Raw genomic sequence first — 22,096 nt, forward strand, 5'->3', positions numbered from 1 at the left:
TCACGCGTGGAGCCCGACCTCTTTACCGCCGCGGCGGAAGACCGCCAGGAGAAGGACCCGTCCAGCAGCCCCCTGGCCGTCCGGATGCGCCCCCGCGTCCTCGACGAAGTCGTCGGCCAGCAGCATCTGCTGAAGCCGGGATCTCCGCTGCGCCGGCTCGTCGGCGAAGGCAGCGGCGGCCCCGCCGGGCCCTCGTCCGTGATCCTCTGGGGCCCGCCGGGCACCGGCAAGACGACGCTCGCGTATGTCGTCTCCAAGGCGACCAACAAGCGCTTCGTGGAGCTGTCCGCCATCACCGCGGGCGTCAAGGAGGTGCGGGCCGTCATCGACGGAGCCCGCCGGGCCTCCGGCGGCTTCGGCAAGGACACCGTCCTCTTCCTGGACGAGATCCATCGCTTCAGCAAGGCCCAGCAGGATTCCCTGCTGCCCGCGGTGGAGAACCGCTGGGTCACCCTCATCGCCGCCACCACCGAGAATCCGTACTTCTCGGTGATCTCCCCGCTGCTCTCCCGCTCCCTGCTGCTCACGCTGGAGCCGCTCACCGACGAGGACCTGCGCAGTCTGCTGCGACGGGCGCTCACCGAGGAGCGCGGCCTCGGCGGCGCGGTCACCCTCCCCGAGGACGCCGAGGCGCATCTGCTGCGGATCGCGGGCGGTGACGCCCGGCGCGCGCTGACCGCGCTGGAGGCGGCGGCCGGCGCCGCGCTCGCCAAGAGCGAGAAGGAGATCACCCTCCAGACCGTGGAGGAGACCGTCGACCGCGCGGCGGTGATGTACGACCGCGACGGCGACCAGCACTACGACGTGGCGAGCGCGCTCATCAAGTCGATCCGCGGGTCCGACGTGGACGCGGCGCTGCACTACCTGGCCCGGATGATCGACGCGGGGGAGGACCCCCGGTTCATCGCCAGGCGGCTGATGATCTCCGCGAGCGAGGACATCGGTCTCGCCGATCCGACGGCCCTGCCGATCGCGGTCGCCGCCGCCCAGGCCGTCGCCATGATCGGCTTCCCCGAGGCCGCGCTCACCCTCAGCCACGCCACCATCGCGCTGGCGCTCGCCCCCAAGTCCAACGCGGCCACGACGGCGATCTCGGCCGCGCTGGAAGACGTGAAGAAGGGGCTGGCGGGATCGGTGCCGGCCCATCTGCGCGACGGGCACTACAAGGGCGCGGCCAAGCTGGGCCATGCCCAGGGCTATGTCTATCCGCACGACGTGCCGGGCGGGATCGCCGCCCAGCAGTACGCCCCCGACGCGGTGCGGGGCAAGCGCTACTACCAGCCCACGCGGTACGGAGCGGAAGCGCGCTACGCCGATGTCGTCGACAAGGTGCGCGAGCGGCTGCGCGGGGACGGCGCCTGAGCCGTTACGACGCGGCCGCGTCGAAGAGCGTGTGCATGGCCCGGCGCAGCTCGTTCATGTCCCGCACCGGCTCCGGGAAGTCGAAGCGGGCGTCGAAGCACTGGACGCCGGTGAAGCGCACCCGCAGCCCGAAGCGGTCGAGGGCGACCGGCACGGCCGCGGTCCCGCCGGTCCGCTCGCCGAGCAGCCCGCGCAGCCGCTGGACCTCCGCGCTGTGCGCGGAGTGCAGATGCTGGAGCAGCTCCGCCTCGTGTTCCATCAGCGGGTCCGGCGCGGCCCTGGCGAAGTCCTCGGGCTCCACCGGGTCGGCGCCCCAGAGGTCGTCCACGCACGCTTCGCCGACCTCCAGGCGCAGCATCACGCGACCGGGTTCCGTGAGGTCGGGTTCGCGGGTGAGCCAGCCGGAGAGCCAGGCACGGCCCCGGATCCGGTGGGGTACGGAGACGGGTGCGACGTCCGTGACCTCGAGCACCGCGGTCAGCTCGTCGTCCTGCGCGTGCGCCGCGGCGCGTACGGCGGGGGAGTCGGCGGGGAACACCAGGAACACCTCGCCGTCGGGCCCGACGGCACGCGCGTCCGGCATCAGCTGGTAGGGCCTGGCCCCGTCCAGACCCGGGATGAGCAGCACCGCCGAGCATGTACTCTGTACGAGAGTTCGTGTGCGTTCGGCTGCTGACGGCATCCGATCGATTTCAAGCCCGCTGGGACGCGGCTGACCATGAGCTGATCGGACCTCCGTCGATTCGGTGCCCTGTGCGTCGAGGCTGTCTGTGATGCGCGTGGTGTTCCCAGGGCGAGACATGCGATCTCCTTTGAGTAAGGTGAGCCTAACCTAACCTACAACGGAGGTCTGGAGAACGTGCCTAACCAGTCGCGTCCCAAGGTCAAGAAGTCGCGTGCGCTCGGTATCGCGCTGACGCCGAAGGCTGTCAAGTACTTCGAGGCCCGTCCCTACCCGCCGGGTGAGCACGGTCGTGGACGCAAGCAGAACAGTGACTACAAGGTCCGTCTGCTGGAGAAGCAGCGCCTGCGTGCCCAGTACGACATCAGCGAGCGCCAGATGGCCCGCGCCTACGACCGCGCCCGCAAGGCCGAGGGCAAGACGGGCGAGGCCCTGGTCGTCGAGCTCGAGCGCCGCCTCGACGCGCTGGTCCTGCGGTCGGGCATCGCCCGCACCATCTACCAGGCCCGCCAGATGGTCGTCCACGGCCACATCGAGGTCAACGGTGGCAAGGTCGACAAGCCGTCGTTCCGCGTCCGTCCCGACGATGTCGTGATGGTCCGCGAGCGCAGCCGCGAGAAGGTCCCCTTCCAGGTCGCGCGTGAGGGTGGCTACGACACCGACGGCGAGACCCCGCGCTACCTGCAGGTCAACCTGAAGGCCCTGGCGTTCCGCCTGGACCGTGACCCGCAGCGCAAGGAGATCCCGGTCATCTGCGACGAGCAGCTGGTCGTCGAGTACTACGCCCGCTGACCCGGACGTAGCTCACAGCGCTTCGGCCCGCCGCTTCCCCGCCCTTTCGCGGGGAGGCCGGCGGGCTTCCGCGTCTCCCCGGCAACTGCCGCTCCGCGCACGACTAATCCGGTACGGGGCGCGACCGTCGGCGCGATAAGGTCGGAGAACGACTTTCCAGTCGCTTTCCAGATGACCGTCAACGATCAGGGAGCGGTGCGGCGTGACCGGTGGAGAGGTTGCCGGGATCCTGGTGGCCGTGTTCTGGGCGATTCTGGTCTCCTTCCTGGCCGTGGTGCTGGTGAGGCTGGCCCAGACACTCAAGGCGACCACCAGACTCGTGGCGGACGTGACCGAACAGGCCGTACCCCTGCTGGCGGACGCCTCCGCGACCGTCCGCTCCGCGCAGACCCAGCTCGACCGGGTCGACGCCATCGCCACGGACGTCCAGGAAGTCACCTCCAACGCCTCGGCGCTCTCCACCACGGTCGCCTCGACCTTCGGCGGGCCCCTGGTCAAGGTCGCGGCGTTCGGCTACGGCGTACGGCAGGCCATCGGGCGCAAGGGAGCGCCGGCCGCCGGGAGCGGGACCACCGAGCCGGCCTCCCGCCGCACGGTCGTCGGCCGCACGGTGCCCACCGCCCGGCGCAGGAAGAAGAAGGGCTGACGCAGCGATGTTCCGCCGTACGTTCTGGTTCACCGCGGGCGCGGCCGCCGGCGTCTGGGCCACCACCAAGGTCACTCGCAAGCTCAAGCAGCTGACCCCGGAGAGCCTCGCCGCCCAGGCGGCGGACAAGGCGATCGACGCCGGGCACAAGCTCAGGGAATTCGCCGTTGACGTCAGGGCCGGCATGGTGCGACGCGAGGCCGAGCTGGGCGAGGCACTGGGCCTGGAGGCACCGGCCGACCCCGCGCTTCCCGCGCCGCGGCGCGTCGCCGCCATCGAGCACACCGAATACCCCCGAACCACGTACTCCTACAAACCGCACAACCGGAATGAGGACCACTGATGGAGTCGGCTGAAATCCGCCGCCGCTGGCTGAGCTTCTTCGAGGAGCGCGGGCACACCGTCGTGCCTTCGGCGTCGCTCATCGCGGACGACCCGACTCTGCTGCTGGTCCCGGCGGGCATGGTGCCCTTCAAGCCGTACTTCCTCGGCGAGGTCAAGCCGCCGTCCCCGCGCGCCACCAGCGTGCAGAAGTGCGTCCGCACGCCGGACATCGAAGAGGTCGGCAAGACCACCCGGCACGGCACCTTCTTCCAGATGTGCGGCAACTTCTCCTTCGGCGACTACTTCAAGGAAGGCGCCATCCAGTACGCCTGGGAGCTGCTCACCAGCTCCGTGGCGGACGGCGGCTACGGGCTCGACCCGGAGCGCCTGTGGATCACCGTCTATCTCGACGACGACGAGGCCGAGACGATCTGGCGGGAGAAGGTCGGCGTACCGGCCGAGCGCATCCAGCGGCTGGGCAAGAAGGACAACTTCTGGTCCATGGGCGTGCCAGGACCCTGCGGACCGTGCTCCGAGATCAACTACGACCGCGGCCCCGAGTTCGGCGTCGAGGGCGGCCCCGCCGTCAACGACGAGCGCTATGTGGAGATCTGGAACCTGGTCTTCATGCAGTACGAGCGCGGCGCCGGCGAGGGCAAGGACGACTTCCCGATCCTCGGTGACCTGCCGTCGAAGAACATCGACACGGGCCTCGGCCTGGAGCGCCTCGCCATGATTCTGCAGGACGTGCAGAACATGTACGAGATCGACACCTCCATGGCCGTCATCGAGAAGGCCACCGAGCTGACCGGCGTGCGCTACGGAGCCGACCACACCTCGGACGTCTCCCTGCGCGTCGTCACGGACCACATGCGGACGTCCGTGATGCTCATCGGCGACGGGGTCAGCCCCGGCAACGAGGGCCGTGGCTATGTGCTGCGCCGCATCATGCGCCGCGCCATCCGCAACATGCGTCTCCTCGGCGCCACCGGGCCGGTCGTCGCCGACCTGGTCGACGTGGTCATCTCGACCATGAGCGAGCAGTACCCGGAGCTGGAGAGCGACCGCAAGCGCATCGAGACCGTGGCCCTCGCCGAGGAGGCCGCCTTCCTCAAGGCCCTCAAGGGCGGCACGAACATCCTCGACACCGCCGTCACCGACACCAAGGCCGCCGGCGGACAGGTCCTCTCCGGCGACAAGGCGTTCCTGCTCCACGACACCTGGGGCTTCCCGATCGACCTCACCCTGGAGATGGCCGCGGAACAGGGCCTCTCCGTGGACGAGGACGGGTTCCGCCGTCTGATGAAGGAGCAGCGGGAGCGGGCCAAGGCCGACGCCAAGGCCAAGAAGTCCGGCCACGCCGACCTCTCCGCCTACCGCGCCGTCGCCGACGACAGCGGCTCCACCGAGTTCACCGGCTACACCTCCACCGAGGGCGAGTCGACCATCGTCGGCCTGCTCGTGGACGGGGTGCCGTCGCCCGCCGCCACCGAGGGCGACGAGGTCGAGATCGTGCTCGACCGCACCCCCTTCTATGCCGAGGGCGGCGGCCAGCTCGCCGACCAGGGCCGGATCAAGCTCGACTCCGGGGCCGTCATCCAGGTCCGCGACGTCCAGCAGCCGGTCCCCGGTGTCTCCGTGCACAAGGGATCCGTACAGGTCGGCGAGGTGACGGTGGGCGCCTCCGCCTACGCCGCCATCGACCTCACGCGCCGCCGGGCCATCGCCCGCGCCCACAGCGCCACGCACCTCACGCACCAGGCGCTGCGCGACGCCCTCGGCCCGACGGCCGCCCAGGCCGGTTCCGAGAACTCGCCGGGACGCTTCCGCTTCGACTTCGGCTCGCCCGCCGCCGTACCCGGCACGGTCCTCACCGACGTCGAGCAGAAGATCAACGAAGTGCTCACCCGTGAACTGGACGTCCAGGCCGAGGTCATGTCCATCGACGAGGCCAAGAAGCAGGGCGCCATCGCCGAGTTCGGCGAGAAGTACGGCGAGCGGGTCCGCGTCGTCACCATCGGCGACTTCTCCAAGGAGCTGTGCGGCGGTACGCATGTCCGCAACACCGCCCAGCTGGGCCTGGTGAAGCTGCTCGGTGAGTCGTCCATCGGCTCCGGCGTGCGGCGTATCGAGGCCCTGGTCGGCGTGGACGCGTACAACTTCCTCGCCAAGGAGCACACCGTCGTCGCCCAGCTCCAGGAGCTGGTCAAGGGCCGCTCCGAGGAGCTGCCCGAGAAGATCTCCGGCATGCTCGCCAAGCTGAAGGACGCCGAGAAGGAGATCGAGAAGTTCCGCGCCGAGAAGGTCCTCGCGGCCGCCGCCGGTCTCGCCGACAGCGCCAAGGACGTACGCGGCACCGCTCTGGTCACCGGACAGGTCCCGGACGGCACCTCGGCCGACGATCTGCGCAAGCTGGTCCTCGACGTGCGCGGGCGCATCCAGGGCGGCCGCCCGGCCGTCGTCGCGCTGTTCACCACGGCCAACGGGCGTCCGCTGACGGTCATCGCCACCAACGAGGCCGCCCGTGAGCGCGGGCTCAAGGCCGGTGACCTGGTCCGTACCGCCGCCAAGACCCTCGGCGGCGGCGGGGGCGGCAAGCCGGACGTCGCCCAGGGCGGCGGCCAGAACCCGGACGCCATCGGGGACGCCGTGGCCGCCGTCGAACGCCTTGTCGCCGAGACGGCCTGATCCCGGATGAGACGCGGACGCCGTCTCGCGATCGATGTCGGGGACGCCCGGATCGGGGTCGCCTCGTGCGACCCCGACGGGATCCTCGCCACGCCGGTGGAGACCGTGCCGGGACGTGATGTCCCGGCCGCCCACCGGCGGCTGCGGCAGATCGTCGAGGAGTACGAGCCGATCGAGGTGCTGGTCGGCCTTCCCCGCTCCCTCAACGGGGGCGAAGGACCGGCCGCGGCAAAGGTACGTGTGTTCGCACAGGAGGTGGCGCGAGGCATCGCGCCCCTGCCGGTACGACTGGTCGACGAGCGGATGAGCACGGTGACCGCCAGTCAGGGACTGCGCGCTTCGGGCGTCAAGTCCAAGAAAGGCCGGTCCGTTATCGACCAAGTGGCGGCAGTTATCATCCTCCAGAGCGCGCTTGAGGCCGAACGGGGCTCCGGTACTGCTCCAGGCGAGGGCGTCGAAGTGGTCATCTGATCGCGATACGGTAACGTTCCGCGCGATGCGGTGGTGTTCGAACAGTCACCGCACAAGAAGAGACGAAACGGACGCCGGGCGCACTCGCCGGCGGACACCGCCTCGCGGCTCTAGGGGATCGATGACTGACTATGGCCGGGGCCCCGGCTCCGAACCGTGGCACCCAGAGGACCCTCTGTACGGGGACCAAGGGTGGGGAGCACAGCAGGCCGACGACGGCCGCGCTCCCTACGGCGGGCAGCCGCAGCAGCAGTATCCGCAGCAGGCGCAGCCCCAGACCCAGGCGCCGTACGGGGTCGGCCAGGACCCGTACCAGCAGCAGTACCACCCGCAGCAGTACGACGGGCACCAGCACGCCGGACCGCAGCACGCGGGACCGCAGCACGCGGGACCGCAGCACGCCGGACCGCAGCACGCCGGACCGCAGCACGGTGGGCAGCAGCAGTACGACCCGCAGCAGTACGGCGGCAACCCCCAGTACGGCGGGCAGCAGCACGCGCAGCACCCGCAGCAGTCTCACCCCCAGCAGCCGCAGCAGCCGCAGTACAACGATCCGCAGTACAACGGCGGCTGGGACACCGGCCAGCAGGCCACGATGCCGTATGCCGCGAACCCCGCGACCCCGTATGAGGGCCAGCAGGGCGGCGGCTACGGCGACAACCAGGACTACTACGGCACCCCCGAGGCATACCCGCCGCCGCAGCCGCCGGCCCAGCGCCAGGCCGAGCCCGAGCCGGAGAACAACTGGGACGCCGAGCCCCAGAAGGAGACGCATCCCTTCTTCACGGGTGACGAGGACCGCGACGACGACGCCGAGTCCGACGACGACCCGGGTGAGAAGCGCCGGGGCAACGGCCGGGAGCGCCGCGGCAAGACGAAGAAGAAGAGCCGCAACGGCTGTGCCTGTCTGTTCCTGACCGTGGTGCTCGCGGGCGGGGTCGGGGGCGTCGGCTATGTCGGCTACAACTTCCTGCAGGACAAGTTCGGTCCCGCGCCGGACTACGCGGGCACGGGCTCCGGCTCCGTCCAGGTCGAGATCCCGCCGGGCTCGGGCGGTTACGCGATTGCCGCGATCCTGGTGAAGAGCGGGGTGGTGAAGAGCCAGGACGCGTTCGTCGCCGCCCAGAAGGGCAACCCCAAGGGCATGACGATCCAGGCGGGCGCCTACACGCTCAACAAGGGCATGTCCGCGGCGAACGCTGTCAAGATGCTGCTCCTGCCGAGCAGCCGCAACGCGCTGACCATTCCCGAGGGCAAGCGCAACGCCTGGGTCTACGAGCAGATCGACAACCGGCTCAAGATCAAGCGTGGCGACACCGCCGCCGCGGCGAAGGCCGAGGCGAAGAACCTGGGTCTGCCGGAGTGGGCCAACGACGCCAAGGGCATCAAGGACCCGCTGGAAGGCTTCCTCTATCCCGCGACCTATCCGGTCGCGAAGGGAATGAAGCCGGAGGACATCCTCAAGAAGATGGTCGCCCGCGCCAGCGCCGAGTACAGCAAGGAAGACCTCAAGGGCGAGGCCGAAAGGCTCGGGCTCGACTCGCCGCTCCAGCTGATCACTGTCGCGAGCCTCATCCAGGCCGAAGGCAAGTACAAGCACGACTTCGACAAGGTCTCCCGTGTCGTCTACAACCGTCTGAAGCCGGACAACACGGAGACCGTCGGCCGTCTGGAGTTCGACTCCACGGTCAACTACATCAAGACGCAGAGCAGGCTGGATCTCGGCGCGGTCGACAACCTGCGCAAGATCAAGGATCCGTACAACACGTACGACATCAAGGGTCTTCCTCCCGGTCCCATCGGAAACCCGGGCGCTGATGCCCTGGCCTCGGCGCTCGAGCCGGAAGACGGTCCCTGGTACTACTTCGTCTCGGTGACCGCGGACCGGACACTCTTCGCCGTCACCAACGAGGAGCACGAGAAGAACCGCCAGGAGTACGAGAAGGAAAACAGCAAACCGTGAGTTCACGTCGGCGAGCGGCGGTCCTCGGATCGCCGATCGCTCATTCCCTCTCCCCGGTGCTGCACCGCGCCGCCTACGGGGAACTCGGCCTCGGTCACTGGTCGTACGACCGCTTCGAACTGGTGGAGGCCGGGCTCCCCGGCTTCTTCGAGGGTCTGCGCGGCGACGAGTCGTGGGCCGGGCTGTCGCTGACCATGCCGCTCAAGCGGGCCGTCATTCCGCTGCTGGACGAGATCACCGACACCGCGGCCTCCGTGGAGGCGGTCAACACGGTCGTCTTCGGCGACGACGGCCGGCGCATCGGCGACAACACCGACATCCCCGGCATGATCGCCGCGCTGCGGGAGCGCGGGGTCGAGAAGGTGGAGTCGGCGGCGATCCTCGGCGCGGGCGCGACCGCGTCGTCCGCCGTCGCCGCGCTGTCCCGTATCTGTACGGGCCCGGTCACCGCGTACGTACGCAGCCAGGCCCGCGCGGCCGAGATGCGCGGCTGGGGCGACCGGCTCGGCGTCGACGTCCGGATCGCCGACTGGGCGGAGGCGGAGCAGGCGCTGCACGCGCCTCTCGTGATCGCCACCACCCCCGCCGGCACCACCGACGCTCTCGCCACCGCCGTCCCGAAGGCGGCCGGAACGCTGTTCGACGTGCTGTACGACCCCTGGCCGACGCCGCTCGCGGCGGCCTGGGCGGCGCGGAACGGCGCGGTGATCGGCGGGCTCGACCTGCTGGTGCACCAAGCGGTGCTCCAGGTGGAACGGATGACGGGCCACTCACCCGCACCTCTCGCGGTGATGCGGAATGCCGGGGAGCGGGCGCTCGGCGGACGCTGAGGGCTGTCCGGTTCCTGGACCGGCGGCCGGGTCGGGGCGCCGGTCGTGGGAGGATCGGACATGGCGGGCCAGGGCCGCGCACCCGGTCGCGCCGCTGCAGTTCCAGGCGCGAGTATGAGGAGCACCGTTGAGCAGGTTGCGCTGGCTGACCGCGGGGGAGTCCCACGGACCCGCACTCGTGGCGACGCTGGAGGGTCTACCCGCCGGTGTGCCCATCACCACGGAGATCGTGGCGGACCACCTGGCCCGGCGGCGTCTCGGCTACGGGCGCGGCGCGCGGATGAAGTTCGAGCGTGACGAGGTCACCTTCCTCGGCGGTGTACGGCACGGGCTGACCATGGGATCGCCGGTCGCGATCATGGTGGGGAACACCGAGTGGCCCAAGTGGGAGCAGGTCATGGCGGCCGACCCGGTCGATCCCGCCGTGCTGGCCGAGCTGGCCCGTAACGCCCCGCTGACCCGGCCGAGGCCCGGCCACGCGGACCTCGCGGGGATGCAGAAGTACGGCTTCGACGAGGCCCGGCCGATCCTGGAGCGCGCCAGCGCCCGGGAGACCGCGGCGCGGGTCGCGCTCGGCGCCGTGGCCCGTTCGTACCTGAAGGAGACGGCGGGGATCGAGATCGTCTCCCATGTCGTCGAGCTGGCCGGGGCCAAGGCTCCGTACGGCGTCTACCCGACCCCGTCCGATGTGGCGAAGCTGGACGCGGACCCGGTGCGCTGCCTGGACGCGGACGCGAGCAAGGCGATGGTCGCGGAGATCGACCAGGCCCACAAGGACGGCGACACGCTCGGCGGAGTCGTCGAGGTGCTGGCGTACGGCGTGCCGGTCGGACTCGGCTCGCACGTCCACTGGGACCGCCGGCTCGACGCGCGGCTCGCCGCCGCCCTGATGGGCATTCAGGCCATCAAGGGCGTCGAGGTCGGTGACGGCTTCGGACTGGCCAGGGTGCCCGGTTCGCAGGCGCACGACGAGATCCTGGCGACCGACGAGGGCATCAGGCGCGCGTCCGGCCGCTCCGGGGGCACCGAGGGCGGGCTGACGACCGGTGAGCTGCTGCGCGTACGGGCCGCGATGAAGCCCATCGCGACCGTGCCCCGCGCGCTGGCCACCATCGATGTGGCCACCGGCGAGGCCGCGAAGGCGCACCACCAGCGCTCCGACGTGTGCGCCGTGCCGGCCGCCGGCATCGTCGCCGAGGCCATGGTCGCGCTGACCCTGGCGGACGCGGTCGCCGAGAAGTTCGGCGGCGACAGCGTCCCGGAGACGCGCCGCAATGTCCGTTCGTTCCTCGACCACCTGCAGATCCGATGAACGGGGCGGACGCGATGAGCGGGCCGGACGCGACGCGCGCACCACTGATCGTGCTGATCGGTCCGATGGGGGTCGGCAAGTCCACCGTCGGCGAGCTCCTCGCCGAGCGTCTCGGTACGGGCTTCCGCGACAGCGACGCCGATATCGTCAGCGCCCAGGCCATGTCGGTCTCGGACATCTTCGTCAACGAGGGCGAGCCGCGCTTCCGCGAGCTGGAGCGGGAAGCGGTCCGGCTGGCGGTCGCCGAGCACCCGGGCGTCCTGGCGCTCGGCGGCGGCGCGATCCTCGACGCGGACACCCGCGAACTGCTCACCGGGCTGCCCGTCGTCTATCTCTCGATGGAGGTCGGCGAGGCGATCAAGCGCGTGGGGCTGAACACCGCCCGCCCGCTGCTGGCCGTCAACCCCCGTCAGCAGTGGAAGCTGCTGATGGAGGCCCGCCGCCATCACTACACCGATGTGGCCCGGGTGGTGGTCGCGACCGACGACCGCACCCCCGAAGAGGTCGCTGAAGCCGTGCTCGACGCACTGGAGCTGAAGCACCTCCCTGACGAAGATCCCGGGAATCCGGGCAAGGAGAACCTCGTATGACGGACCAGGCAGTCACCCGTATCCAGGTCGGCGGCACAGCCGGGCACGACCCGTACGAGGTGCTGGTCGGCCGGCAGCTGCTGGGGGAGCTGCCCGCGCTCATCGGTCCGAAGGCCAAGCGGGTCGCGGTCCTGCACCCGGAGGCGCTCGAAGGGACCGGCGAGGCGCTGCGCCAGGACCTCGCCGGCCAGGGGTACGAGGCCGTCGCGATCCAGGTGCCCAACGCCGAGGAGGCCAAGACCGCCGAAGTCGCGGCGTACTGCTGGAAGGCGCTCGGCCAGACCGGCTTCACCCGTACCGATGTGATCATCGGCGTCGGCGGCGGAGCCACCACCGACCTGGCCGGATTCGTGGCGGCGACCTGGCTGCGCGGAGTGCGCTGGATCGCCGTACCGACGACCGTGCTCGGCATGGTCGACGCGGCGGTGGGCGGCAAGACCGGCATCAACACCGCCGAGGGCAAGAACCTCGTCGGCGCCTTCCACCCGCCGGCCGGGGTCCTCTGCGACCTCGCCGCGCTGGACTCGCTGGGCGTCCACGACTACGTCAGCGGCATGGCCGAGATCATCAAGGCGGGGTTCATCGCGGACCCGGCCATCCTCGATCTGGTCGAGGCCGACCCCCAGGGTGCCCGTACGCCCGCGGGTCCGCACACCGCCGAGCTGATCGAGCGCTCCATCCGGGTCAAGGCGGAGGTCGTCTCCAACGACCTCAAGGAGTCCGGTCTGCGCGAGATCCTCAACTACGGCCACACCCTCGCGCACGCCATCGAGAAGAACGAGCGGTACAAGTGGCGGCACGGCGCCGCCGTCTCCGTCGGCATGGTCTTCGCCGCCGAACTGGGCCGTCTCGCCGGGCGTCTCGACGACGCGACCGCCGACCGGCACCGCTCCGTGCTGGAGTCCGTCGGGCTGCCGCTGACCTACCGCGGCGACCAGTGGGCCAAGCTGCTGGAGACCATGAAGGTCGACAAGAAGTCCCGCGGTGACCTGCTGCGCTTCATCGTGCTGGACGGTCTGGCCAAGCCGACCGTGCTGGAGGGCCCGGACCCGGCCGTGCTGCTCGCGGCGTACGGGGAGGTGTCGGCGTGACCCGGCGGGTCTTCGTCCTCAACGGACCCAACCTCGGCAGGCTGGGCTCGCGCGAGCCCGACGTCTACGGCGCGACGTCGTACGCGGGTCTGGTGGACGCCTGCCGGGTGCTCGGCAAGGAGCTCGGCTTCGATGTCGACGTACGCGAGACGAACGACGAGGGCGAGCTGATCCGCTGGCTCCACGAGGCCGCGGACGGTTCGATTCCGGTCGTTCTCAACCCGGGCGCGTTCACCCACTACTCGTACGGAATGCGTGACGCGGCCGCTCAGCGCACCGCGCCGCTCATCGAGGTGCACATCTCCAATCCGTACGCGCGCGAGGAGTTCCGGCACACCTCGGTGGTCGCGGCGGTCGCCAGCGGTACGGTCGCGGGCTTCGGAATCGGCTCGTACCGGCTCGCGCTGCGCGCCCTCGCCGAGGAACTGACCGGCTGACCGCCGGCGGCCCTGTCCGGTCGTGAACCCCGGCCGTTGCCACGGCGGCGGCCGGGGGCGGTACCGTTCGGTAGCGCGCGGCCCGCGGGGCCGCCGACCAGCGTCAGTCGCACGAGACGGAGTGGCACCGGATGCAGCACGCAGTGGGGGCTCCGCTGCCGCCTCCCCAGGGGCCGGGGCACGGACCCGGCGGATGGGCGCACCAGCCGCCCGGAGCGCACCAGGCGCCCGGTCCTCAGCCCCACCACCCGCCGCACCAGGCTCCCGGCCCCCCGGGGCCCGCGCACCATCCGGGGCCCGCGGCCCGGCAGGCTCCACTGCCGCCCCCGGGACCGCCGGCCGGGCCGCCGCCCCCGGATTCCACCGGGCACATCCAGCTGCCGCCCGGCGGCCCCGTGCCCATACCCGCCCCGCCCCCCGCGGACAGCGGCACCGGTGCGGCGACCCTCGCCGTCCTGCTGATCGGCCCGGCCGGCGCCGGCAAGACGACCGTGGCCCGGCACTGGGCGCTGACCCGCCGCGTGCCCACCGCGCACATCAGCCTGGACGACGTCCGTGAATGGGTCTGCTCCGGTTTCGCCGACCCCCAGTCCGGCTGGAACGACCACTCCGAGGCGCAGTACCGGCTGGCCCGCCGCACCTGCGGCTTCGCCGCCCGCAACTTCCTCGCCAACGGCATCTCCTGCATCCTGGACGACGCGGTCTTCCCCGACCGCCCGGTCGTCGGACTCGGCGGCTGGAAGCGCCATGTCGGCCCCGGCCTGCTCCCCGTCGTCCTGCTCCCCGGGCTGGAGATCGTGCTGGAGCGCAACGCCGAGCGCAGCGGAAACCGCCGTCTCTCCGACGAGGAGGTGGCCGGCATCCATGGCCGGATGGCCGGCTGGTACGGCTCGGGACTGCCCATCATCGACAACTCCAAGTACGACGTGGAGACCACCGCCCGGGTCCTCGACGACGTCCTCGCCCGCTCCCTGGCCAGCCCGCCGGCCTGGTGACCGCCGCCCGGCCCGCCGGTGCGCGGCCCCCCGGTCGGACGCGCTGAACCGGCCGGTCCTGCCACTCGCTCATACGCTCGGGTCATGTCAGACGTGTACGCCGCCCGCCGCGCGCGGCTGCGCGACCGGTGCTCCGCCGCGGGCAACGCGGCGGCCCTGGTCTCCCGCCCCGCCAACGTCCGTTATCTCGCGGGCGGGGCGCCGCCGGGCGCCGTCCTGCTGCTCGGCCCCGGCGAGGACATGCTGCTCTGTCCCCGTACCCCCACCGGCGACTCCGTCGACGGACACCTCGACGAACAGCTGCGGCTGACCGTCCTGCCCACCCCCTCGGGCGATCCGGCGGTCGCCGCCGCCGGCATCCTCGCCGCGTCGCCCGCCGAGTCGCTCGCCGTCGAGGAGCACCATCTGACCGTCGCCAGACACCGGGCGATCGGCTCCGTCGCCCCTCGGCTGCGCCTCGCCGACCTGGGCGGCGCCGTCGAGCAGCAGCGGATCGTCAAGGACGAGGAGGAGATCGCCTGTCTGCGGATCGCTGCCGAGATCGCCGACCAGGCGCTGGGCGAACTGCTGGAGTCGATCCTCGTCGGCCGTACCGAACGCCATCTCGCGCTGGAGCTGGAGCGGCGGCTCGTCGACCACGGCGCCGACGGCCCCGCCTTCCCGACCAGCGTCGCCACCGGCGCCAACTCCGGCCGCTGCGGGCACCATCCGTCGGACCGGCGGGTCGAAGAGGGTGATTTCCTCTCCGTCTGCCTCGGCGCCGAATATCGCGGATACCGGTGTCTGATCGGCCGCACCTTCGTCATCGGGACGTCCCCGGCCGCCTGGCAGATCGAGCTGTACGAACTGGTCTTCGCGGCACAACGGGCAGGTCGGCAGGGACTTGTCCCGAGCGCCGGCTACCGCGACGTGGACCGCGCGGCCCGGCAGCCGCTGGAGGCGGCGGGGTACGGCGAAGGGCTCCCGCCCCGTACGGGACACGGGGTCGGGCTCGAAATCGACGAGGACCCGCAGCTGGCCCCCGCGGCCATGGGTAAACTGGACGCTTGTGTGCCGGTCACCGTCGGACCGGGGGTCCACCTCCCGGGCCGGGGCGGTGTCCGGATCGATGACACGCTCGTCGTCCGCCCCGAGGCGGACGGCGGACCCGAGCTACTCACCATCACGACCAAGGAGCTGCTCGCGCTCTAGTGCACCTCCCGGTAACGTTTGCCCGTCCCGACGGGCAGACAGTGCCGGTCGCGGCACCGCGCGCACCCCCGGTCGTCCACCAGCTTTCAGTCCAGGAGATTCCGCAACCGTGGCTTCCACGAACGACCTCAAGAACGGCCTGGTGCTCAAGCTCGACGGAGGCCAGCTCTGGTCCGTCGTCGAGTTCCAGCACGTCAAGCCCGGCAAGGGCCCGGCCTTCGTGCGTACCAAGCTGAAGAACGTGCTCTCCGGCAAGGTCGTCGACAAGACCTTCAACGCCGGCGTGAAGGTCGAAACGGCCACCGTTGACCGCCGCGACATGCAGTTCTCGTACATGGACGGCGAGTACTACGTCTTCATGGACATGCAGACCTACGACCAGCTGATGGTCGACCGCAAGGCGGTCGGTGACGCCGCCAACTACCTCATCGAGGGCTTCACGGCCAGCGTCGCCACCCACGAGGGCGAGGTGCTCTACGTGGAGCTGCCCGCCGCCGTCGAGCTGGTCATCCAGCACACGGACCCGGGCGTCCAGGGCGACCGCTCGACCGGTGGCAGCAAGCCGGCCACGCTGGAGACCGGTTACGAGATCGGTGTCCCGCTCTTCATCACCACCGGCGAGAAGATCAAGGTCGACACCCGCTCCGGCGAGTACCTCGGCCGGGTGAACAGCTAACCGTGGCTGCCCGGAACAAGGCCCGCAAGCGCGCCTTCCAGATCCTTTTCGAGGCCGACCAGCGCGGGGCGTCCGTGCAGACGGTCCTCGCGGACTGGATTCGGCACGCCCGGACCGACGACCGCCAGCCGCCGGTCGGCGAGTACACGATGGAACTGGTCGAGGGGTACGCGGAGTACGCGGACCGTATCGACGACCTCATCGCCACCTACTCGGTGGGCTGGACGCTCGACCGCATGCCGGTCGTCGACCGGAACATCGTGCGGCTCGGCGCGTACGAGCTGGTGTGGGTGGACGGCACCCCGGACGCGGTGGTGATCGACGAGGCGGTACAGCTCGCCAAGGAGTTCTCCACCGACGACTCCCCGTCCTTCGTGAACGGCCTGCTCGGCCGCTTCAAGGAGCTCAAGCCGAACCTGCGCCGCGCCTGATCCGGCCGAGTCCTCAGGGCTCGGCTCCGGCTTCGGCGGCCGTTCGGCTCACCAGGCCCGAAGCAGAAGATGAACAATCTTCTGCTTCGGGCCTGGTGCATGTTCTGACCTGTGCTTTAGGTTGCGGCGCATGTCCGCACCCCTTCTGGGCGCCCGGGTCCGTATCGGTTACGGGCTCGGCTCGTTCGCCACCGGCACCTTCGGGACCGTCCCGGGACTGCTGCTGCTCTACTACCTGACCGACATCCTCGGCGTCGCCGCGGGCCTGGCGGGCCTGCTGGTCTTCCTCCCCAAGGCGTGGGACGTCCTGCTCAACCCCTGGATCGGCAGCCTCTCCGACCGCACGGAGCACCGCTGGGGGCCGCGCAGGCCCTGGATGCTGCTGGGCGCGCTCACCATGCCGCTCTGCTTCGCCGCGATGTTCGCCGCCCCCGGGCTGGAACGCGGCTGGGCCGCCGGGTACGTCGCCGTACTCTTCCTGCTCGCCGCCAGCGGCTACGCCTGCTTCCAGGTCCCGTACGTCGCGCTGCCCGCCGAACTCACCGCCGACCCCGACGAGCGGGCCAGGATCATGTCCTGGCGGGTGGCCTTCCTCGGCGCCGCGATCCTGCTCTCCGGCGCCGTCGCGCCGCTGCTGGCCGGGGCCACGGACGACGGGAGCGGCACCCGGGGCGGCTACCGGCTGATGGGCGTCGTCGTCGGGGCGCTGCTCTGCGCGGGCATGCTGGCCGCCTTCGCCGCCACCGCACGCGTGCACGGCGTGCTGCGGACCACCGGGGCGCCCGGGGGCCTGGTGGTCCAGCTGAGGGCCGCCAGGTCCCACCGGCCCTTCCTGTGGCTGCTGGGGGCCTTTGTCGTCCAGGCCGCCGCGACCGGGCTGATGCTCGCGGGCACCCAGTACTTCGCCACGTACATCCTCGGCCGCCCGAGCGCGACCACCCTGCTCTTCGCCTGCCTGATCGTGCCCTCGCTGCTCGCCATGCCGCTGTGGCTGGCCGCCGGACGCCGTACGGGCAAACGCGCCGCAGCGCTCACCGCCTCGGTCTGCTTCCTGGCCGGCGCGCTGGTCGCGGCGGCGGCCAGGGAGCTGCCCGCGGCGGCGGTCTACGGCGGCGTGGCCCTGGCCGGTGTCGGCTACGCGGGCATGCAGATGCTCCCGATGGCGATGCTCGGGGACACCATCGCCGCCGACGCCTTCACCCACGGCCGGCGCAGGGCGGGGCTCTTCACCGGACTGTGGACGGCGGGGGAGACCCTGGGGCTCGCCCTCGGGCCCGGGCTGTTCGGTCTGGTGCTGTCCCTGGGCGGGTTCGTCTCGTCCGACGCGGCCCACCGGGTCGCCCAGCCGGGGTCCGCCCTCACCGCGATCGTCGTCGGCTTCGGCGCGCTGCCCGCCGCGCTGCTGCTCGTCAGCCTGCCGCTGCTCGCCCGCTACCGGCTGTCCGAATCCGAGCTGGTACGGCTGCGCGACGCGTCAGCGGGCCGTCCGCACGACCCTTCCGCAGCGACCGTGGAGCGCCCGTGAGCACTGACCGCACCGATGCCCAGGCCCAGGCCGATGTCCATGCCGATGCCGCTATGGGTACGGAGGCCGCCGACCGGCGGATCCTCGGCCGGCTCTCCGCCCTGCGCGCGGGCGACCTGCCCGTACGGGGCGGCAGGACCATGGCGTACGTGTACGACTCCGGCCTCGACGGGGTCGAGGAGCTCGCCTCCGAGGCCGCCGCCCGGTTCGCGGGCGTCAACGGGCTGGACATGACCGCCTTCCCCAGCGTGGTCACCCTGGAGAACGACATCGTGGCGCGGGCCGCCCGGCTGCTCGGCGGTGACGGGCACACAGCGGGGACCTTCACCAGCGGCGGTACCGAGAGCTGTCTGCTGGCCGTGCTCACCGCCCGCGAGCAGGCCCGGCGCACCCGTGGGGTCACCGCGCCGGAACTGGTGCTGCCCAGCACCGCCCACGCCGCGTTCCACAAGGCGGCGAAGCTCTTCGGGCTCACTACCGCCGTGGTGCCGGTCGACCCCGCCACGTACCAGGTCTCCGCCGAGGCGATGGCCGCGGCGATCACCGAGGACACCGCGCTGGTCGTCGTCTCCGCGCCGTCGTACGCCCACGGGGTCATCGACCCGGTCGCGGAGGTGGCCGGGGAGGCCGCCCGCCGGGGGGTGCTGTGTCATGTGGACGCCTGTATCGGCGGCTGGTATCTGGGGCATCTGCGGCTCGCGGGCCCGGAGGTGCGACCGTTCGATCTCGCCGTGCCCGGCGTGACCTCGCTCTCGGTCGATCTCCACAAGTACGGCTACACCGCCAAGGGCGCGTCCGTGCTGCTGTTCCGGGACGCGGAGCTGCGCCGGCACGGCTGGTTCGCGTACGCCTCCTGGCCCGGCTATCCGGTCGTCAACGCCACCCTTCAGGGCACCAAGCCGGCGGGTCCGCTCGCCGCGGCCTGGGCCGTGCTGGAGCGGATCGGCACGGACGGCTACATCGCGCTGTCCGCCCGGGTCCACCGGGCGACGACGGCGCTCGCCGAGGGCATCGGCCGGATCGACGGCCTGCGCGTCCTGGCCCGGCCCGAGGCCTCACTGCTGGCCGTCGCCTCCGACGATCCGGACGTCGATCCGTTCGTGGTCGCCGACGAGATCCGCAGCGAGGGCTGGTATCTGCAACCGCAGCCCGCCGTCGCCGGGTCGCCCGCGAATCTGCATCTGACCGTGACCGCGGCGGTGGCGGACGAGGAGACCGTACGGCTGCTGCTCGACGCGCTGGGCAGGGCGGTGGCGCGGGCCAGGGAGCTGGGCCCCGCGCGCGTCGATCCGGCGCTCGCCGAAGCGGCGGCGCTGCTCGATCCCGAGCTGCTCGGGCCCGAGGAGATCGCGCTCGCCCTGGAGCTCGCGGGCATCGGCGCGGACGGCGCGCTCCCGGAGCGGATGGCGCCCGTGCTGGCCGTGCTCCAGTCGCTCCCGCCGCGCCTGACGGAACGCCTGCTGCCGGAGGTCATCGGCCGGCTCTACCGCACCGGCGCTTCCTGAGAGGAACCGGTGCTCCCTGAAGGCACCGGCGCTCCCTGAGACGCACCGACGCTCCCTGAACGCACCGACGTTCCGACCCCGCTCGCGCACGCTCCGAACGCACGGAAGGGCGGACCCGTGGCCACGGGCCCACCCTCCGGAGGTGACGTTTCTGCTGATTTGCGCCAGGCGCGATCAGCCCTCCTCGTGGGCGACCGCGCGACGGGCGTCCGCGTCCAGGACGCCCCAGCTGATGAGCTGTTCGGTCAGGACCGAAGGCGACTGGTCGTAGATCACGGCCAGGGTGCGCAGGTCGTCCTGGCGGATCGACAGCACCTTGCCGTTGTAGTCGCCGCGCTGGCTCTGGATCGTCGCCGCGTAGCGCTGGAGCGGGCCCGCCTTCTCCTGCGGCACATGGGCCAGTCGCTCCAGGTCAAGGACGAGCTTCGGCGGCGGCTCGGCGGCTCCGCCGGGCGTGGTGCCGGGAAGGAGCTCCTGTACCGGGACACCGTAGAAATCCGCCAGCTCGGCGAGACGCTGCACCGTGACGGCACGGTCGCCGCGCTCGTACGAACCGACCACGACGGCCTTCCACCGGCCCTGGGACTTCTCCTCCACACCGTGGAGGGAAAGGCCCTGCTGGGTGCGGATGGCGCGGAGTTTGGCCCCGAGCTGCTTTGCGTATTCGCTGGACATATAGCTCCCCGGACGAAGTCTGGTAACTCACTGTGAGGTTACGCAGCGTTACTTGGATGCGTCAAGCCGAGGGAGTGGCACCGCGGTCCTCACCGCCTCCCGACAGGGGCCGCCACCAGGTGATCCGTCGGCTCCTGGTAGCGTGGGTGGCGTAATTTCGACGTCCTTTAAGGTCCGTCCCGTGAGGCGGAGAAGGAGGTCCGTTTCGTATGGACACTGTCAACACTGGCACCACGGCAGACAGCTCCGGCGCGGCCCGCCCGGTTCTGGAAGCCCCCGACATCGCGCGGGTCCTGACCCGCATCGCCCACGAGATCGTCGAACGCGCCAAGGGCGCCGACGATGTGGTGCTGCTCGGCATTCCGACCCGAGGCGTTTTCCTGGCCCGCCGGCTGGCCGCGAAACTCGCGGAGATCACCGGCCGCACGATCCCGGTGGGCTCCCTCGACATCACCATGTACCGCGACGACCTGCGCCTGCGGCCCGCCCGGGCGCTGGCCCGCACCGACATCCCCGCCGACGGTGTCGACGGGCGTCTCGTGGTCCTCGTCGATGATGTGCTCTTCTCCGGCCGTACGATCCGCGCCGCGCTCGACGCGCTCGGCGACATCGGCCGCCCCCGGGCCGTACAGCTCGCGGTCCTCGTCGACCGAGGCCACCGCGAGCTGCCGATCCGCGCCGACTACGTCGGCAAGAACCTCCCCACGTCGCTGCGGGAGACGGTCAAGGTCCAGCTCTCCGAGGAGGACGGGCGCGACACCGTGCTGCTCGGTCTCCAGCAGCCCGCCGCGTCCGGCGAGCAGTAGCCCGCACAGAGCTCCGTACGCCACCGATCCCGTACGGATTCCGCCTGCGCGCCCGCACGCCCGCACACCTCCACACACCGGAGCACACTCCAGATGCTGCGCCTCCCAGGGGCAAGCCCCCGTACCCCCGGCCATCTCATCTCCGCCGCCGATCTCAGCCGCGACGACGCCGTCCTGATCCTCGACACCGCGGAAGAGATGGCCCGGGTCGCCGACCGGCCCATCAAGAAGCTGCCGACGCTGCGCGGACGTACCGTCGTCAATCTCTTCTTCGAGGACTCGACCCGCACCCGGATCTCCTTCGAGGCCGCCGCCAAACGCCTCTCGGCCGATGTCATCAACTTCTCCGCCAAGGGCTCGTCCGTCTCCAAGGGCGAGTCGCTCAAGGACACCGCGCTGACGCTGGAGGCGATGGGCGCGGACGCCGTCGTCATCCGTCACCCCGCCTCCGGCGCCCCCTACCGGCTCGCCACCTCCGGCTGGATCGACGGCGCGGTCGTCAACGCCGGCGACGGCACCCATGAACACCCCACGCAGGCGCTGCTCGACGCCTTCACACTGCGCCGCCGGCTGGTCGGCGCGGACGCCGGCATCGGGCGCGACCTGGACGGGCAGCGGGTCACCATCGTCGGCGACGTGCTGCACAGCCGGGTCGCCCGCTCCAATGTCCTGCTGCTCCACACCCTCGGCGCGCAGGTCACGGTGGTCGCCCCGCCGACCCTCGTCCCCATCGGCGTCGAGCACTGGCCCTGCGAGGTGTCGTACGACCTGGACCGGGTGCTGCCCGCGTCGGATGCCGTGATGATGCTGCGGGTGCAGCGCGAGCGGATGAACGCCGCCTTCTTCCCGACCGAGCGCGAGTACTCCCGCCGCTACGGCCTGAACGGCGAGCGGATGGGCCGGATGCCCGAGCACTCCGTCGTGATGCACCCCGGCCCGATGAACCGCGGCATGGAGATCACCGCCGAGGTCGCCGACTCCGGCCGCTGCACGGCCGTCGAGCAGGTCGCCAACGGTGTCTCGATCCGGATGGCCGTGTTGTACCTGCTGCTGGGCGGCAACGAGCCTGCCGTCACCCACGCCCGTACCGAGGAGAACAAGTAA

The 22,096-nt window shown here is 71.2% G+C and carries 22 protein-coding genes; 20 read left to right on the forward strand and 2 right to left on the reverse strand.

The window, feature by feature from the left end; translation table 11 throughout:
• The first annotated feature begins 6 nt into the window (after nucleotides 1–6).
• On the forward strand, nucleotides 7–1,362 hold the full coding sequence (locus ACFVWW_RS22775) for a replication-associated recombination protein A (protein ID WP_384190021.1): 1,356 nt from the start codon (nucleotides 7–9) through the stop codon (nucleotides 1,360–1,362).
• A gap of 4 nt (nucleotides 1,363–1,366) precedes the next feature.
• On the opposite strand, the gene ACFVWW_RS22780 is transcribed toward ACFVWW_RS22775, so the two are convergent.
• Entirely contained in the window at nucleotides 1,367–2,044 is a 678-nt protein-coding gene (locus ACFVWW_RS22780; protein ID WP_386878778.1) for a DUF2470 domain-containing protein, read from the reverse strand.
• Between the two features lie 177 nt (nucleotides 2,045–2,221).
• Between ACFVWW_RS22780 and rpsD the strand changes: the two genes are divergently transcribed.
• From rpsD to ACFVWW_RS22865, 17 genes are all read left to right on the forward strand, one after another.
• Entirely contained in the window at nucleotides 2,222–2,836 is a 615-nt protein-coding gene (rpsD, locus tag ACFVWW_RS22785; protein ID WP_030355486.1) for a 30S ribosomal protein S4, read from the forward strand.
• Between the two features lie 202 nt (nucleotides 2,837–3,038).
• Nucleotides 3,039–3,482: a DUF948 domain-containing protein gene (locus ACFVWW_RS22790; RefSeq protein ID WP_384190015.1), complete on the forward strand. Its 444-nt coding sequence runs from the start codon at nucleotides 3,039–3,041 to the stop codon at nucleotides 3,480–3,482.
• 7 nt (nucleotides 3,483–3,489) lie between these two features.
• Nucleotides 3,490–3,825 (forward strand): DUF6167 family protein, encoded by a 336-nt coding sequence (locus ACFVWW_RS22795; protein ID WP_386878779.1) that lies wholly within the window; start codon nucleotides 3,490–3,492, stop codon nucleotides 3,823–3,825.
• Nucleotides 3,825–6,494: an alanine--tRNA ligase gene (gene alaS, locus ACFVWW_RS22800; protein WP_386878780.1), complete on the forward strand. Its 2,670-nt coding sequence runs from the start codon at nucleotides 3,825–3,827 to the stop codon at nucleotides 6,492–6,494. Before ACFVWW_RS22795 ends, alaS begins: the two co-directional genes overlap by 1 nt.
• Nucleotides 6,495–6,500: 6 nt before the next feature.
• Nucleotides 6,501–6,965, forward strand: coding sequence for a Holliday junction resolvase RuvX (ruvX, locus tag ACFVWW_RS22805; protein WP_384330205.1), 465 nt, complete (start codon nucleotides 6,501–6,503; stop codon nucleotides 6,963–6,965).
• A gap of 121 nt (nucleotides 6,966–7,086) precedes the next feature.
• Nucleotides 7,087–8,928 (forward strand): endolytic transglycosylase MltG, encoded by a 1,842-nt coding sequence (gene mltG / locus ACFVWW_RS22810; RefSeq protein WP_386878781.1) that lies wholly within the window; start codon nucleotides 7,087–7,089, stop codon nucleotides 8,926–8,928.
• The gene (locus ACFVWW_RS22815; RefSeq protein ID WP_386878782.1) at nucleotides 8,925–9,758 is read left to right on the forward strand and encodes a shikimate dehydrogenase; all 834 of its coding nucleotides are present in this window, start codon (nucleotides 8,925–8,927) and stop codon (nucleotides 9,756–9,758) included. The genes mltG and ACFVWW_RS22815 overlap by 4 nt, the downstream gene beginning before the upstream one ends.
• 127 nt (nucleotides 9,759–9,885) lie before the next feature.
• Nucleotides 9,886–11,070 (forward strand): chorismate synthase, encoded by a 1,185-nt coding sequence (gene aroC, locus ACFVWW_RS22820; RefSeq protein WP_386878783.1) that lies wholly within the window; start codon nucleotides 9,886–9,888, stop codon nucleotides 11,068–11,070.
• Between the two features lie 14 nt (nucleotides 11,071–11,084).
• Nucleotides 11,085–11,660 (forward strand): shikimate kinase, encoded by a 576-nt coding sequence (locus ACFVWW_RS22825; RefSeq protein WP_386878784.1) that lies wholly within the window; start codon nucleotides 11,085–11,087, stop codon nucleotides 11,658–11,660.
• Nucleotides 11,657–12,751 (forward strand): 3-dehydroquinate synthase, encoded by a 1,095-nt coding sequence (gene aroB, locus ACFVWW_RS22830; RefSeq protein WP_386878785.1) that lies wholly within the window; start codon nucleotides 11,657–11,659, stop codon nucleotides 12,749–12,751. Before ACFVWW_RS22825 ends, aroB begins: the two co-directional genes overlap by 4 nt.
• Entirely contained in the window at nucleotides 12,748–13,188 is a 441-nt protein-coding gene (locus tag ACFVWW_RS22835) for a type II 3-dehydroquinate dehydratase (RefSeq protein ID WP_384189994.1), read from the forward strand. The genes aroB and ACFVWW_RS22835 overlap by 4 nt, the downstream gene beginning before the upstream one ends.
• Nucleotides 13,189–13,319: 131 nt before the next feature.
• Nucleotides 13,320–14,183 (forward strand): Pro-rich N-terminal domain-containing protein, encoded by an 864-nt coding sequence (locus ACFVWW_RS22840; RefSeq protein ID WP_384330217.1) that lies wholly within the window; start codon nucleotides 13,320–13,322, stop codon nucleotides 14,181–14,183.
• Between the two features lie 84 nt (nucleotides 14,184–14,267).
• Nucleotides 14,268–15,374: a M24 family metallopeptidase gene (locus ACFVWW_RS22845; RefSeq protein WP_384189988.1), complete on the forward strand. Its 1,107-nt coding sequence runs from the start codon at nucleotides 14,268–14,270 to the stop codon at nucleotides 15,372–15,374.
• Between the two features lie 109 nt (nucleotides 15,375–15,483).
• A complete protein-coding gene (efp, locus tag ACFVWW_RS22850; protein WP_384189986.1) occupies nucleotides 15,484–16,050 on the forward strand; it encodes an elongation factor P in 567 nt (188 codons plus the stop codon).
• 2 nt (nucleotides 16,051–16,052) lie between these two features.
• Nucleotides 16,053–16,481, forward strand: a complete 429-nt coding sequence (nusB, locus tag ACFVWW_RS22855) for a transcription antitermination factor NusB (RefSeq protein WP_386878786.1) — start codon at nucleotides 16,053–16,055, stop codon at nucleotides 16,479–16,481.
• Between the two features lie 130 nt (nucleotides 16,482–16,611).
• A complete protein-coding gene (locus ACFVWW_RS22860) occupies nucleotides 16,612–18,006 on the forward strand; it encodes an MFS transporter (RefSeq protein ID WP_384330221.1) in 1,395 nt (464 codons plus the stop codon).
• Between the two features lie 53 nt (nucleotides 18,007–18,059).
• The gene (locus ACFVWW_RS22865; protein WP_386878835.1) at nucleotides 18,060–19,511 is read left to right on the forward strand and encodes a pyridoxal phosphate-dependent decarboxylase family protein; all 1,452 of its coding nucleotides are present in this window, start codon (nucleotides 18,060–18,062) and stop codon (nucleotides 19,509–19,511) included.
• Nucleotides 19,512–19,685: 174 nt separating this feature from the next.
• Here the strand turns inward: ACFVWW_RS22865 and bldD are convergent, their stop codons facing one another.
• On the reverse strand, nucleotides 19,686–20,186 hold the full coding sequence (gene bldD / locus ACFVWW_RS22870; RefSeq protein WP_030355502.1) for a transcriptional regulator BldD: 501 nt from the start codon (nucleotides 20,184–20,186) through the stop codon (nucleotides 19,686–19,688).
• 209 nt (nucleotides 20,187–20,395) lie between these two features.
• Here bldD and pyrR point away from each other — a divergent pair, with 209 nt between their 5' ends.
• Together pyrR and ACFVWW_RS22880 are read left to right on the forward strand one after the other, a co-directional pair.
• Nucleotides 20,396–20,992, forward strand: a complete 597-nt coding sequence (pyrR, locus tag ACFVWW_RS22875) for a bifunctional pyr operon transcriptional regulator/uracil phosphoribosyltransferase PyrR (RefSeq protein WP_384189978.1) — start codon at nucleotides 20,396–20,398, stop codon at nucleotides 20,990–20,992.
• Between the two features lie 93 nt (nucleotides 20,993–21,085).
• On the forward strand, nucleotides 21,086–22,096 hold the full coding sequence (locus ACFVWW_RS22880) for an aspartate carbamoyltransferase catalytic subunit (RefSeq protein ID WP_384189975.1): 1,011 nt from the start codon (nucleotides 21,086–21,088) through the stop codon (nucleotides 22,094–22,096).

It is taken from the genome of Streptomyces sp. NPDC058198, from assembly GCF_042882605.1.
Taxonomy (GTDB): Bacteria; Actinomycetota; Actinomycetes; order Streptomycetales; family Streptomycetaceae; genus Streptomyces.